Below are 13538 nucleotides of genomic sequence, written 5' to 3'. Positions count from 1 at the left end.
CGGGTGAGCGCCACGAAGGTCTTCGTCGCCCGCCTCGCCGGGTGCTCCGTCTTCGACCCCGCGGGCGACCGCGTCGGCAGGGTCCGGGACGTCCTGGTCGTCTACCGCCGGGCCGATCCCCCGCACGTCGTCGGGCTCATCGTCGAGGTGCCCGGCAAGCGCCGCATCTTCGTGAGCATCGGCCGCATCACCTCCATCGGTGCCGGGCAGGTCATCACGACCGGTCTGGTCAACATGCGCCGCTTCGAGCAGCGCGGCGGCGAGGTCCGCGTCATCGCCGAGATGCTCGGCCGCAAGGTGCTCATCAAGAACCAGCGGATCCGCGCCACGATCGAGGACGTCGCGATCGAGGACCGCGGGCAGGGCGACTGGGAGGTCGCGCAGCTCTTCCTCCGCAAGCCGAAGACCACGCCGTCACCGTTCGGCAAGGGCCCGACGACGTTCGCGACGTGGAACGAGGTCACCGAGGACGAGCTCCCCGGCGAGGCCCAGTCCGCCGAGCACGTCATCGCCGCCTACTCCGACCTGCTGCCCGCCGACCTCGCGTCGACGCTGCTCGACCTGCCCGCCGAGCGCCGGTTCGAGGTCGCCGAGGAACTCCCCGACGACCGCCTCGCCGACGTGCTCGAGGAGATGCCCGACCAGGAGCGCATCGAGATCCTCACCCGGCTGGTGGACGCCCGCGCCGCCGACGTCCTCGACCAGATGCAGCCGGACGACGCGGCCGACGTCCTCGCCCAGTTCTCCGACGAGCGGAGTGAAGCCCTCCTGCAGCTCATGGAGCCGGAGGAGGCGCAGGACGTCCGCATGCTCCTGGAGTACGAGCCGGACACCGCCGGTGGTCTGATGACCACCGAACCGGTGATCGTCTCGGCCGACGCCACCGTGGCCGAGGGTCTCGCGCTGGTCCGCCGCCACGAGCTCGCACCGGTGCTCGGCGCCGCCGTCTGCGTCACCCTGCCGCCGTACGAGCCGCCGACCGGTCGGTTCCTCGGGCTCGTGCACTTCCAGCGGATGCTCCGCTACCCGCCGAACGAGCGGCTCGGCACGCTCATCGACCAGCAGACCGAACCGGTCCGGGTCGACGCGAGCGCCGCCGAGGTCACCCGCATCATGGCGACCTACAACCTGCTGTCCGTCCCCGTGGTCGACGACGCCCACCGTCTCGTCGGGGTGGTGACGATCGACGATGTCCTCGACCACGTCCTGCCGGACGACTGGCGAAGTCAGGGCGAGGGGGAACCCTCACCGCTTCCACGCCAACGCCCGCGCAGGACACCCGTGACGACGGGAAGGAGGACCACCCGTGGCCCGAACGGATGACAACCGTCGCGACCGTGACCGCCAAGAGGTCCGGCTCGACTCCCCGAAGGGCATGCGCACGCGTGTGCTCCCCAGCCGCCGCCGTGGTCGCGGGGACACCTTCGGTCGTGCGACCGAGGGCATCGCCCGCGGGATGGGCACGCCGTGGTTCCTCATCGGCCTCACGCTGTTCTGCGTGGTCTGGATGGGCTACAACACCCTGGCGCCGAAGCCGTGGCAGTTCGACTCGGCGGCGATCGGCTTCACGGCTCTGACGCTCGTGCTCTCGCTGCAGGCCTCGTACGCCGCCCCGCTGATCCTGCTCGCGCAGAACCGGCAGGACGACCGCGACCGCGTGCAGTTCGAGCAGGACCGCCAGCGCGCCGAACGCAACCTGGCCGACACCGAGTACCTGGCCCGCGAGGTCGTGGCCCTGCGCCTGGCGATGCGGGACATGGCGTCGAAGGACTTCATCCGCGCCGAGCTCCGCTCCCTGCTCGAGGAGCTCGACCGCCGCGACGCCGACGAGGCCGGCTACGCGGACGAACACGACAGCTCCACCCGTGGCTGACGCCGTCCCCACCGACGAACAGCTCGGCACGGCGGTCCTCGCCGCGCTCGGCCGCGTCATCGACCCCGAGATCCGCCGCCCCGTCACGGAGCTCGACATGATCCGTGGTGTCGACGTGCAGCCAGGAGGCGCGGTGCGCGTCGACCTGCAGCTCACGATCGTGGGGTGCCCCGCCGCCGACACCATCGAGCGCGACGTCCGCGTCGCCGCCGGGTCCGTCCCGGGGGTCGTCGCAGTCGACGTCGACGTGTCCGTGATGGACCCGGCCACTCGTGCCGCGCTGACCGAGCGGCTGCGCGCCGGCCGTCCCAAGGGCGTCCAGTTCACCGCGGACTCGCTCACGCGCGTCATCGCCGTCACGAGCGGCAAGGGTGGCGTCGGCAAGTCCACCGTCACCGTGAACCTCGCCGTCGCGCTCGCCCGCCGGGGCTTGCGGGTCGGGGTCGTCGACGTCGACGTGCACGGCTTCAGCGTCCCCGGCCTGATGGGTCTGACCGACGAGCACGGGGTCGCACCCCGCCCGACCCGCGTGGACAGCATGATCCTGCCGCCGGTGGCGCACGACGTGAAGGTCGTCTCGATCGGCATGTTCGTCGACGACGTCTCGACCGCGGTGTCGTGGCGTGGCCCGATGCTGCACCGCACCGTGAACCAGTTCCTGACGGACGTGTTCTTCGGCGACCTCGACGTCCTGCTGCTCGACCTGCCGCCGGGCACCGGCGACGTCGCGATCTCGGTGGGGCAGCTGCTGCCGCACGCAGAGGTCCTGGTCGTCACGACCCCGCAGGCCGCCGCGGCCGACGTCGCCGAGCGCAGCGGGATCGTCGCCCGGCAGACCGGGCAGCGGGTCATCGGCGTGGTCGAGAACATGGCCGGGCTCGTGCAGCCCGACGGCTCGGTGCTGCACCTGTTCGGCGAGGGTGGTGGCGCCGAGACCGCCGCACGGCTCTCCCGCGGGCAGGACACCCCCGTCCCGGTGCTCGGCAGCGTGCCGCTGTCCGTGCCGCTGCGCGAGGGCGGCGACGCAGGCGTCCCGGTGGTGCTCGGCGCCCCGGAGGACCCGTCCGCCGTGGCCCTGACGGCGATCGCCGACCGGATCACCACGATGGGACGCGGACTCGCCGGCCGGAAGCTCGGGTTGTCGCTGTCCTAGGCTCGAGGTCATGAGCACCGATCACGTCGATGTCGACTGGGACCACGCACGCGCCACCAACCGCGCGAACTGGGACGACCGGGTGCCGATCCACGAGGGTGCCTACGCGATCGACGCCCTCGCCGACCCCGGCCATCGCTCGGACGTCGTCCGTGAGGACCTGCCGGCCCTGACGCCCTGGTTGCCGAACGGCTCGCTCGCGGGCCTCGACGTCTGTCACCTGCAGTGCCACATCGGCACCGACACGGTGTCGCTCGCCCGCGAGGGTGCCCGACTGACCGGTGTCGACTTCTCCCCCGCCGCCCTCGCCTCGGCCGCCGGACTCGCATCGCGCCTCGGGCTCGACGTCACCTGGGTCGAGACCGACGTCCTCGATGCCCGGGCCGCCGTCACCGGCGACTTCGACGTCGTGTACACGAGCATCGGCACGATCTGCTGGCTCCCCGACCTCGACCGCTGGGCTGCGCAGGTCGCCGGGCTGCTGCGCCCCGGCGGGGTGTTCTTCATCCGCGACGGACACCCGGCGCTGTACGCCCTCGACGAGGACGCCGACGAGCTCGTCACCAGGTACCGGTACTTCCCGGACGGCACCGCGCAGCAGTGGGACGACGCCGGCACCTACGCCGGCGACGGCACGGTGGCGAACGCCCGCACCTTCGAGTGGCCGCACCCGCTGTCCGAGATCGTGAACGCCCTGCTCGGTGCCGGGCTGCGGCTCCGACGGCTCGACGAGGGCCGGACCCTGCCGTGGCGCTTCAGCTCCCGCATGGTCGAGACCGACACCGGCTCGTGGGCCTGGCCGGAACACGACCGCGACCGGATGCCGACGACCTACACGATCGTCGCCACCCGCGACTGACGACGCGACCCCCAGACGGACTGGAGGCCCGGTGCCAGCTGGCACCGGGCCTCCAGTCCGTCACGTGGGGACGTGACGGGCGTCAGGTCGCCTCGGCGTCGAAGGGTGCCGGTTCACCGGCGGCCAGGGGCACGACGGGAGCCGTCGCGCGCACCTTCGAGGCCGTGACCTGCGCGGTCTGCACGGCGGCCGCACTGGAACCGGAGTCGAGCAGGGCGTCTCGGATGATGCGGCGCGGGTCGTACTGGCGCGGGTCGAGCTTCTGCCACTCGATGTCGTCGAACTCGGGGCCCATCTCGTCGCGCATCCGCTCCTTCGCGGTGTCGGCGAAGCGACGGACGGCCTTGACGAACTCGGCCAGCTTCTGGGCGTACATCGGCAGGCGCTGCGGCCCGAGCAAGAGGACGCCGATGACCCCGATGATCAGGATCTTGTCGAGCGGGATGTCCACGCGAGCGAGCCTAACGCGTGCTGCTGCGTTGCACCTCTAGAGTTGTCTCCCGAACGGAGTGTGCGTGTCAGAGAAAGAGTCGAACTGGAAGTTCGCCGAGGACATCGTCTCGGAGACCGAGGCGATCGCCCGTGCTCGTGAGCACTCCCTGGAACTCGGGGTCGAAGCGATCTCGCCCGCGATCGGTGCGCAGATCGGGGTCATCGCGGCAGCCTCGCGAGCCACGAGCATCATCGAGATCGGCACCGGCCTCGGGGTCTCCGGCCTGTACCTGCTCGCCGGCGCCCCGAACGCGACCCTGACCACGATCGACGTCGAGGTCGACCACCAGCAGTTCGCCCGCGACGCCTACATCAGCGCCGGCACCGCTCCCGCACGGATCCGGCTCATCCCCGGTCGGGCGAACCAGGTGCTCCCCCGCATGAACGAGGCCTCGTACGACGTCGTGCTCGTCGACGCCGACCCCGAGCACGTGATCGAGTACGTCGAGCACGGTCTGCGGCTCGCCCGCCTGGGTGGCACCGTCCTGGTGCCGCACGCCCTGTGGCGCGGACGCGTGGCCGACCCGGTGAAGCGCGACCGCGCCACCACGGACTTCCGCCTGCTCCTGACCGAGGTGTCGACCTCGGGTGCGGTGCGCAGCGCGCTGTCGCCCGCCGGTGACGGGCTGCTGCAGTTGACGAAGGTCACCAACTAGCGCTCGACCCGCGGGCGCTCGCGCAGGTCAGTCCAGGTGCCGCAGGTACCGCTCGGGCGACTCGAGGAACGCACGCTCGTTCCGCACCAGGTCGAGGTCGCGCCACTCGGTGCGCCGCAGGCCCCACTCGCCGACTTCGTGGATCGTCGCGCCCGGGAAGGCGGCGAGCACGGGCGAGTGGGTCGAGAGCACGACCTGGCCGACGCCGCTCTCGACGATCGAGCGCAACAGTGCGATCAGGGTGAGGCAGCCCGAGAACGACAGGGCGGACTCCGGCTCGTCGAGGATCCAGAGGCCGGGCCAACGCGCCCGGTCGATGACGAAGTCCAGGAATGCCTCGCCGTGGCTGCGCTCGTGGAACACCGGCTCGGGGCGACTGCGGTTCGGGTGCTCCTCGAGGTAGGTGAAGAAGCCGTGCATCGTCTCAGCACGCAGGAAGAAACCACCGCGGGGCGCACCGAAGTCACGTCGCAGGGCGATGTGCTGCCACAGGTCCGACTCGGACGGACGGGTCGAGTGGTGTGCCCCGGTCGAGCCGCCTTCCGGGGACATCCCGAACGCGAGCGCGATGGCCTCGATCAGGGTCGACTTGCCGACACCGTTGTCCCCGACGAACACCGTCACCGGGTCCAGGTCGAGGCCCTCGTCGAGCAGCTGCCGGATCGGCGGGAGCGTGGCCGGCCACTCGTCGCGCGGCATCGGGTCCGGGTCGCGGTACTCCTCGACGCGTCGGATGGGCAGGTGGGTCCTCGGCACGGCCTCATCCTGCCGGAGCCGACCGACACCGCGTGTGGACGCCCGCTACCGGCGGGCAGACGGAAGGCCCGGAGCGTACACGCTCCGGGCCTTCCGTTCTGGTGCTTCGACGTACTAGGCCGAGACGACCTCAGCGAGTGCGTCGTGGAGTTCCTTGGCCTCGGCATCGTTGACCGAGACGACCAGGCGGCCTCCACCTTCGAGCGGAACCCGCACGATGATGAGTCGACCCTCCTTAACAGCCTCCATCGGCCCGTCACCGGTCCTCGGCTTCATGGCTGCCATCAGATGTCCCCTTTCGTGCAGTAAATGCAGCCCCATTATCCCGTATGGAGGGGGCAACTGCGAAACCGCCCAGGTTGGGGGTGTCGGATGTGTCGTTCTGATGCTCCGCAGAACGCGGATCCACGGGCCTCCGGCGCCCCGCATCGATCACGGTGGGGTCCAGTCGTAGCCGTCGATCCACCACGTGTAGTACAGCCAGACCCACTGCAGCCCGACGAACGCGACGACGACGGCCACGCGGTACACCCGCGACCGCGGCAGCGCCACGATGCCGAGCAGCGGTGCGATCGGCACGAGGATGCGCCAGGTGCTCGACTGCGGGAAGAACACCGCGAGCAGGTACACCAGGTACGCCACGCCCCAGAGTCGGAGCTCGATGCCGATCCGGCGCGCAGCGGGCATGCACACGAACGCGGCGAACCCGATGAGCACGACGACGAGCAGCACCGGGCCGGCCGGCTGCCCGAACCACCACCCGAACCCCTGCACCCACGGCGCGAACGGCACGAGTTCCTTCCACCCGATGTACGACGACCGCCAGGCGAGCTCGGTGTCCGTGTAGGCCTTCGGCACGCCGGTGACCGCCCACGCGATGGCAGGCCAGGCCAGACCGACCAGACCCGACACCGTGGCGACCACCGCGGGTGGGACGAGCCGGCGGAGGGTCAGCGGTTCCGACGAGCGCACCCACGCCGGGCGGATCGCCCACGCGGCCACGAAGAGCACCACCAGGAACGCGAAGGCGAGCCCCGTCGGTCGGGTCATGCCGAGCAGGAGCACGACGGGCAGCATCGCCCACCACCGTCGATCCACCATGAGCAGCAGCGCGACGAGCAGCAGGAACAGGCCCATCGACTCCGCGTAGGCCACCTGGAACATCGCCGACACCGGTGCGACGCAGAACAGCACCGTGGCGAACGTCGCCCGTGCGGGGTCGAGGAACCGTCCCATGAGGCGGCGGAACACCAGCGCGGCCCCGAGTCCGGCGAGCAACGACACCGAGACCGCGACGAACTCGAACGACGCTCCGGTGAGCAGCGTGAGCGCGCGCACCAGGAACGGGTACGCGGGCATGAACGCCCACGCGTTCTCGGTCACGTGCCCCGCGGCGTCGACGGGCAGCGTCGACGGGTACCCGCCCGTGGCGATCACGCGGTACCAGGCACCGTCCCAGATCGACGCGAACGACAGGTAGCCCGGGCTCTGCACGGTGAACGAGTTCGCCGCCTGCACGCGGGCGAACGCGAGCATCATCGCGCCCGTGACGAGCCGCGCCAGCACGTAGACGACCGTGATGCGTACCCACCACGGGACGACCCGGTACCGGGCCCGCCAGCGGTTCCGGGCAGGGGTCCTCCGGGCGGCCCCCGCCGTCGTCAGGCCGTCAGCCACCGACGCAGCCCGGCCTCGACCGCGGTGATCTGCGCGACCGGGACCTGCTCGTCGTCGTGGTGGGCGAAGACCGGCTCGCCGGGGCCGTAGTTGACCGCGGGGACCCCGAGCGCCGAGAAGCGTGCGACGTCGGTCCAGCCGTACTTCGGACGGGGCTCCGGTCCGCCGACGGCCGCGACGAAGTCCTGCGCGAGCGGGGCGTCGAGTCCGGGGCGGGCACCGGCGGCGAGGTCGACGATCGTGACCTCGTACCCGTCGAACAGCTCGCGGATGTGGGCGACGGCTTCGTCGGCCGAGCGCGAGGGGGCGAACCGGTAGTTCACGTGCACCATCGCCTCGTCGGGGATGATGTTGCCCGCGATGCCGCCGCTGATGCCGACCGCGTTCAGGCCTTCGCGGTACTCGAGCCCGTCGACCGTCACGGTCCGCGGTTCGTAGGCGGCCAGGGTGGCCAGGATCGGGGCGGTCTTGTGGATCGCGTTGTCGCCGATCCAGCTCCGGGCGCTGTGCGATCGCTTGCCGAACGTGCGGATCTCGGCGCGGAGGTTGCCGTTGCAGCCACCCTCGATCTGCGCCCCGGACGGCTCGCCCAGGATCGCGAAGTCGGCGGTGAGCAGTTCGGGTCGCGTCCGGGCCAGGCGCCCGAGGCCGTTCAGGGCGTCGCTGACCTCCTCGTGGTCGTACCAGACCCACGTGACGTCGACCGAGGGGTCGACCAGGTCGTACGCGAGCTTGAGCTGCACCGCGCAGCCCGCCTTCATGTCGACGGTGCCGCGGCCCCAGAGGATCTCGGTGCCGTCCTCGGTGGTCCGGAACTCGGTCGGCAGGTTGTCATTGAGCGGCACCGTGTCGATGTGACCGGCGATGACGACGCGGCGGTCGCGGCCCAGGTTCGTCCGCGCCACGATCGCGTCGCCGTCGCGGATCACCTCGAGGTGCGGCAGCGGTGCGAGCACGGCCTCGATCGCGTCGGCGAGGGCCTGCTCGTTGCCGGACACCGACTCGATGTCGCAGATGGCACGGGTGATGTCGATGGACGAGGCGGTGAGGTCGAGGTGCTCCGGCATGCGGGCAGCCTACCGGCCGCCCCTTGCACCGCCCCGGCAGTCCGGACGGACGGTGCCCGCAGACCGGCTCTCGGTACCCTGGAGCCGTGACCGACACGACTGCCTCCGACCGCCCGACCCACGCCTGGGGCCACGGCCTCGCGACGATCGCCGCCGACGGCACGACGCTCGACACCTGGTACCCGGAGACACACCTCGGCGCGCTGCCCGCCGACGCCGTGTTCCCCGCCGAGCTGCAGGCGCACGTCGGTGACGACCCCCGCCGCGAGGTCCGGATCGAGGCCGTCACCACCGAGATCACGATCGACGCCGCTCCGACGGACACCCCGGACGCGTACCTCCGCCTGCACCTGCTGAGCCACCTGCACGTCCGCCCGAACGAGGTCTCCCTCGACGGCGTCTTCGGCCACCTGCCGATCGTCGCGTGGACGAACGCCGGCCCGGTGCACCCCGATTCCCTGACGCGCCTGCGCCCGTCCCTGCAGCGCGCCGGCATCGCCGTGCACGCCATCGACAAGTTCCCGCGCCTGCTCGACTACGTCGTGCCGGACCGCGTCCGCATCGGTGACGCCAACCGCGTCCGCCTCGGCGCACACCTGGCGCCGGGCACCACAGTCATGCACGAGGGCTTCGTCAACTTCAACGCCGGCACCCTCGGTGACGCCATGATCGAGGGCCGCGTCTCGCAGGGCGTCGTCGTCGGCAACGGCACCGACATCGGCGGCGGCGCCTCGATCATGGGCACGCTGTCCGGCGGCGGCACCCACCGCGTCTCGCTCGGCGAACGCGCGCTGCTCGGCGCGAACGCGGGCCTCGGCATCTCGCTCGGCGACGACTCCGTCATCGAGGCCGGTCTCTACGTCACGGCCGGCACGAAGGTGGTGCTGGTCGGCGCGGCACCGAACCCCGACGGCACCCCGAAGACCGTCAAGGCCGCGGAGCTCTCCGGCACCCCGAACATCCTGTTCCGCCGCAACAGCATCAGCGGCGCCGTCGAGGCACTGCAGCGCAAGGGCGAGGGCATCCAGCTGAACACCGCGCTGCACGCGTAGCGCCCGGCCAGCGGTCACGACGCGCCGCCTGCGCGCGCCGAGGTCGCACGAACTGTCGCTCCGGCACCTGCCGGACGACAGTTCGCGACCACTCGGCGGGAGGTGAGCGGCGCGTCCCACGATCGCGCACCCACCGACGCACCCGCCTGGAGGCCCGGTGCCGGTCCACGAGACCGCCACCGGGCCTCCCGGCGGTCGCGTCCAGAGCCGCAACCCGCCCCGCGAGTGGTCACAACACGCCGTCCGCGTGCGCCGAAGGCGCACGAACCGTCGTTTCGACACCCTCCCGACGACCGTTCGCGACCACTCGGCGGAGGTGAGCGGCGCGTCCCGCCACGCCGCGCCCGACGCACCCGCCTGGAGGCCCGGTGCCGGTCCACGAGACCGCCACCGGGCCTCCAGGCCGTCGCGTCCAGGGCCGCACCCCGCCCCGCGAGTGGTCACAACACGCCACCTGCGCGCGCCGAAGGCGCACGAACCGTCGTTTCGACACCCTCCCGACGACAGTTCGCGACCACTCGGCGGAGGTGAGCGGCGCGTCCCGCCACGCCGCGCCCGACGCACCCGCCTGGAGGCCCGGTGCCGGTCCACGAGACCGCCACCGGGCCTCCAGGCCGTCGCGTCCAGGGCCGCACCCCGCCCCGCGAGTGGTCACAACACGCCACCTGCGCGCGCCGAAGGCGCACGAACCGTCGTTTCGACACCCTCCCGACGACAGTTCGCGACCACTCGGCGGAGGTGAGCGGCGCGTCCCGCCACGCCGCGCCCGACGCACCCGCCTGGAGGCCCGGTGCCGGTCCACGAGACCGCCACCGGGCCTCCAGGCCGTCGCGTCCAGGGCCCCACCCCGCCCCGCGAGCGGTCACAACACACCGTCCGCGTGCGCCGAGGGCGCACGAACCGTCGGTACGGCGCCCTCCGAACGGCAGTTCGCGACCACTCGGCGGAGGCGAGTGGCGTGTCCAGCCGGACGGCGGCACGCGGCGCACACGCACGAGCGCCCCGCGCCACGGAACCGTGGGGCGGGGCGCTCGGAGTCGATCAGCGCTCGGGGACGTCGCGCTCGGGCGCGCCCACGTAGAGCTGCTGGGGGCGACCGATCTTGTTGAGCGGGTCGTTGTTCAGCTCGCGCCACTGGGCGATCCAGCCCGGCAGGCGACCGATGGCGAACAGGACGGTGAACATCCGCGGCGGGAAGCCCATCGCCTTGTAGATGATGCCGGTGTAGAAGTCGACGTTCGGGTAGAGCTTGCGGCTGACGAAGTACTCGTCCTCGAGTGCGATCTGCTCGAGTTCCATCGCGATGTCGAGCAGGTCATCCTGCACGCCGAGGGACTCGAGGACCTCGTGCGCGGACTCCTTGACGAGCTTCGCGCGCGGGTCGTAGTTCTTGTAGACGCGGTGCCCGAAGCCCATGAGCTTGACGCCCTGCTCCTTGTTCTTCACCCGCTCCACGAAGCGCGTCACGGGCTCGCCCGAGTCCTTGATCTGCTGGAGCATCTCGAGCACGGCCTCGTTCGCGCCGCCGTGCAGCGGGCCGTACAGGGCGTTGATGCCGGCCGAGATCGAGGCGAACATGTTCGCCTTCGTCGAGCCGACCATGCGCACCGTCGAGGTCGAGGCGTTCTGCTCGTGGTCCTCGTGCAGGATGAGGAGCCGCTCGAGCGCCTTCGAGAGCACCGGGTTCGGCTTGTAGGTCTCGGCCATGGTGCCGAAGTTCAGCCGCAGGAAGTTGTCGACGAACGACAGCGAGTTGTCCGGGTACAGGAACGCCTGCCCGATGGCCTTCTTGTGGGCGTAGGCCGCGATCACCGGGAGCTTGGCGAGGAGCCGGACGGTCTGCAGCTCGACCTTCTCGGGGTCGTCCACGTCCATGTCGTCCTCGTAGTACGTGGACAGGGCGCTCACGGCGCTCGAGAGCACGGACATCGGGTGCGCCGAGTGCGGCAGGGCGTCGAACAGGCGGCGGAGGTCTTCGTGCAGCAGGGTGTGCCGACGGATGCGGGCGTCGAACTGCTCGAGCTCGGCGGGGGTCGGCAGCTCGCCGTAGATCAGGAGCCACGCGACCTCGAGGAACGTGCAGTTCGCGGCGATCTGGTCGATCGGGTACCCGCGGTAGCGCAGGATCCCCTGGTCGCCGTCGATGTAGGTGATCGCGCTCTTCGTCGCACCGGTGTTCACGAACCCGTAGTCGAGCGTGTTCATCCCGGTCTGCTTCTTGAAGGTCGAGATGTCGATCGCGGACGCGCCGTCGACGCTCTGCAGGATCGGGAACTCCGCCGTGCCACCCGGGAACGTCAGCGTCGCGGTCGCGCCCTGCTGTTCGGCGGCGGGACTCACGGGGACGGGCGTGGTGGGCGGTGTGGCCGTCTTCTGAGCGTCATTGGCAGTGTCAGTCACGAGGACAGCCTAATCGCGGCACCTGTCGGTCGTGCACACATCCCAGGTGACGATTTGGTGGTTCCCAGGGATTGCGGGCACCACCGGAACGACTCGTGTCCGTGCTACGCGGTGCCGAGGCGACGGCTGCTCGCCAGTCGCTGCGACGCTGCGGCGATGCGTTCGTCGGTCGCCGTCAGGGCCACGCGGACGTGCTCTCCCCCTGCTGCGCCGTAGAACGTGCCCGGTGCGACGAGGATCCCGCGGTCGGCGAGCCAGGCCACGGTGTCGAGTGCGGGTTCGCCGCGGGTGGCCCAGAGGTAGAGCCCTGCCTCGCTGTGGTCGATTCGGAACCCGGCATCCTCGAGTGCTCGCCGGAGCATGTTCCGTCGCGCTCGGTAGCGGCCCTTCTGCTGCTGCACGTGGGTCTCGTCCTGGAGCGCGACGACCATGGCCTGCTGCACGGGCAGCGGCGGCATGAGCCCCGCGTGCTTCCGGACGGCCAGGACGTCGGCCAGGATCGCGGCGTCACCGGCGACGAAGGCCGCACGGTAGCCAGCGAGGTTCGACTGCTTCGACAGCGAGTACACGCTGAGCACGCCGTCGAGCGAGTCACCGACCACACGGGGGTCCAGGATCGTGGGCGTCGGGGTGGTGGCGTACTCCGGGTCCCACCCGAGCTCGGCGTAGCACTCGTCGCCGACGATGACGGCTCCGAGCTCGCGGGCGCGCACCACGGCGGCGCGGAGCTCGTCGATCGTCAGCACGCGGCCGTCGGGGTTGCCCGGGGAGTTCAGCCACACGAGCTTCGTGCTGGACGGCCACGCCGCCGGGTCGTCCGACGCGAGGGCCTCGGCGCGGACCAGTGCGGCGCCGAGCTCGTACGTCGGGTACGCGGCGGCCGGGAACACCACCGTGTCACCGGGGCCGATGCCGAGCCAGAGCGCGAGGCCCGCGATGAACTCCTTCGAGCCGATCGTCGGCAGCGCGTTCGCCTCGGTCAGGGCGACGCCGTGCCGACGGCCGTACCAGTCCGCGATGGCCTGCCGCAGCGCCGGGGTGCCAGCGACCTGCGGGTAGGCGTGCGCATCGGTCGCGGTGGCCAGGGCGGTGCGGACGACCTCGGGCGTGGGGTCGACGGGCGATCCGACGCTGAGGTCGACGATGCCGCCCTCGTACGCCGCAGCGCGCTGCTTGAACGGGACGAGCTGGTCCCAGGGGAAGTCGGGGAGGTCGAGCGCCACGAGGGGGTCCGGTCAGCCGCGGACGGGCTCGGCCGCGACGACGGGGTGGTCCTTGTGGATCACGCCGACCTTCGCAGCGCCGCCGGGCGACCCGACCTCGTCGAAGAACTCGACGTTGGCCTTGTAGTAGTCGGCCCACTGGTCGGGCAGGTCGTCCTCGTAGTAGATGGCCTCGACGGGGCAGACCGGCTCACACGCACCGCAGTCGACGCACTCGTCGGGGTGGATGTAGAGCGAGCGGTCACCCTCGTAGATGCAGTCGACCGGGCATTCGTCGATGCAGGCACGGTCCTTGACGTCGACACAGGGCTGGGCGATCACGTAGGTCAC

14 protein-coding genes are annotated in these 13538 nt (G+C 71.2%); 6 read left to right on the top strand and 8 right to left on the bottom strand.

Annotated features, from left to right (window positions below; all coding sequences use genetic code 11):
* The first annotated feature begins 3 nt into the window (after positions 1-3).
* Genes DEJ04_RS04045 through DEJ04_RS04030 form a run of 4 tightly spaced genes read left to right on the top strand, consistent with a single transcriptional unit; the run spans position 4 to position 3885 of the window.
* Positions 4-1323 (top strand): magnesium transporter MgtE N-terminal domain-containing protein, encoded by a 1320-nt coding sequence (locus tag DEJ04_RS04045; RefSeq protein ID WP_027464574.1) that lies wholly within the window; start codon positions 4-6, stop codon positions 1321-1323.
* 52 nt (positions 1324-1375) lie between these two features.
* Positions 1376-1873 (top strand): DUF1003 domain-containing protein, encoded by a 498-nt coding sequence (locus tag DEJ04_RS04040; RefSeq protein WP_042539423.1) that lies wholly within the window; start codon positions 1376-1378, stop codon positions 1871-1873.
* On the top strand, positions 1866-3026 hold the full coding sequence (locus DEJ04_RS04035) for a P-loop NTPase (protein WP_111046317.1): 1161 nt from the start codon (positions 1866-1868) through the stop codon (positions 3024-3026). Before DEJ04_RS04040 ends, DEJ04_RS04035 begins: the two co-directional genes overlap by 8 nt.
* A 10-nt stretch (positions 3027-3036) precedes the next feature.
* Positions 3037-3885 (top strand): bifunctional 2-polyprenyl-6-hydroxyphenol methylase/3-demethylubiquinol 3-O-methyltransferase UbiG, encoded by an 849-nt coding sequence (locus DEJ04_RS04030; RefSeq protein WP_111046316.1) that lies wholly within the window; start codon positions 3037-3039, stop codon positions 3883-3885.
* 82 nt (positions 3886-3967) lie between these two features.
* Here DEJ04_RS04030 and DEJ04_RS04025 read toward each other — a convergent pair whose 3' ends face one another.
* On the bottom strand, positions 3968-4336 hold the full coding sequence (locus tag DEJ04_RS04025; RefSeq protein ID WP_110894138.1) for a twin-arginine translocase TatA/TatE family subunit: 369 nt from the start codon (positions 4334-4336) through the stop codon (positions 3968-3970).
* Positions 4337-4400: 64 nt separating this feature from the next.
* Here DEJ04_RS04025 and DEJ04_RS04020 point away from each other — a divergent pair, with 64 nt between their 5' ends.
* Positions 4401-5033, top strand: a complete 633-nt coding sequence (locus DEJ04_RS04020; RefSeq protein WP_017887052.1) for an O-methyltransferase — start codon at positions 4401-4403, stop codon at positions 5031-5033.
* Between the two features lie 27 nt (positions 5034-5060).
* Here the strand turns inward: DEJ04_RS04020 and DEJ04_RS04015 are convergent, their stop codons facing one another.
* The 4 genes from DEJ04_RS04015 to dapE form a co-directional block, all read right to left on the bottom strand.
* Positions 5061-5789 carry an AAA family ATPase gene (locus DEJ04_RS04015; RefSeq protein ID WP_071404158.1) on the bottom strand — a complete coding sequence of 243 codons (729 nt, stop codon included), beginning with the start codon at positions 5787-5789 and terminating at the stop codon, positions 5061-5063.
* A 114-nt stretch (positions 5790-5903) separates the two neighbouring features.
* The gene (locus DEJ04_RS04010) at positions 5904-6074 is read right to left on the bottom strand and encodes a DUF3117 domain-containing protein (RefSeq protein ID WP_017887054.1); all 171 of its coding nucleotides are present in this window, start codon (positions 6072-6074) and stop codon (positions 5904-5906) included.
* A 147-nt stretch (positions 6075-6221) separates the two neighbouring features.
* Positions 6222-7466 carry a hypothetical protein gene (locus DEJ04_RS04005; RefSeq protein WP_111046356.1) on the bottom strand — a complete coding sequence of 415 codons (1245 nt, stop codon included), beginning with the start codon at positions 7464-7466 and terminating at the stop codon, positions 6222-6224.
* The gene (dapE, locus tag DEJ04_RS04000) at positions 7451-8533 is read right to left on the bottom strand and encodes a succinyl-diaminopimelate desuccinylase (protein ID WP_071404160.1); all 1083 of its coding nucleotides are present in this window, start codon (positions 8531-8533) and stop codon (positions 7451-7453) included. The genes DEJ04_RS04005 and dapE overlap by 16 nt, the downstream gene beginning before the upstream one ends.
* 86 nt (positions 8534-8619) lie before the next feature.
* Between dapE and dapD the strand changes: the two genes are divergently transcribed.
* Complete coding sequence (gene dapD / locus DEJ04_RS03995; protein ID WP_111046315.1) at positions 8620-9585, top strand: 2,3,4,5-tetrahydropyridine-2,6-dicarboxylate N-succinyltransferase; 966 nt, start codon at positions 8620-8622, stop codon at positions 9583-9585.
* 1041 nt (positions 9586-10626) lie between these two features.
* Here dapD and DEJ04_RS03990 read toward each other — a convergent pair.
* From DEJ04_RS03990 to fdxA, 3 genes are all read right to left on the bottom strand, one after another.
* On the bottom strand, positions 10627-11925 hold the full coding sequence (locus tag DEJ04_RS03990; protein ID WP_111046314.1) for a citrate synthase: 1299 nt from the start codon (positions 11923-11925) through the stop codon (positions 10627-10629).
* Positions 11926-12089: 164 nt separating this feature from the next.
* Positions 12090-13208, bottom strand: coding sequence for a succinyldiaminopimelate transaminase (gene dapC / locus DEJ04_RS03985; RefSeq protein WP_111046313.1), 1119 nt, complete (start codon positions 13206-13208; stop codon positions 12090-12092).
* A 12-nt stretch (positions 13209-13220) separates the two neighbouring features.
* Positions 13221-13538 (bottom strand): ferredoxin, encoded by a 318-nt coding sequence (gene fdxA, locus DEJ04_RS03980; protein ID WP_017887060.1) that lies wholly within the window; start codon positions 13536-13538, stop codon positions 13221-13223.

The organism is Curtobacterium sp. MCLR17_044, from assembly GCF_003234435.1.
GTDB lineage: Bacteria > Actinomycetota > Actinomycetes > Actinomycetales > Microbacteriaceae > Curtobacterium > Curtobacterium flaccumfaciens.
This window is presented reverse-complemented; position numbering and strand designations above follow the sequence as displayed.

Bases quoted from the DNA above. Each gene is read 5' to 3' on its own strand.
- DEJ04_RS04040 (WP_042539423.1), top strand. From the start codon at position 1,376: ATGCGCACGCGTGTGCTCCCCAGCCGCCGCCGTGGTCGCGGGGACACC.
- DEJ04_RS04010 (WP_017887054.1), bottom strand. From the start codon at position 6,074: ATGGCAGCCATGAAGCCGAGGACCGGTGACGGGCCGATGGAGGCTGTT.
- dapE (WP_071404160.1), bottom strand. From the start codon at position 8,533: ATGCCGGAGCACCTCGACCTCACCGCCTCGTCCATCGACATCACCCGT.
- DEJ04_RS04030 (WP_111046316.1), top strand. From the start codon at position 3,037: ATGAGCACCGATCACGTCGATGTCGACTGGGACCACGCACGCGCCACC.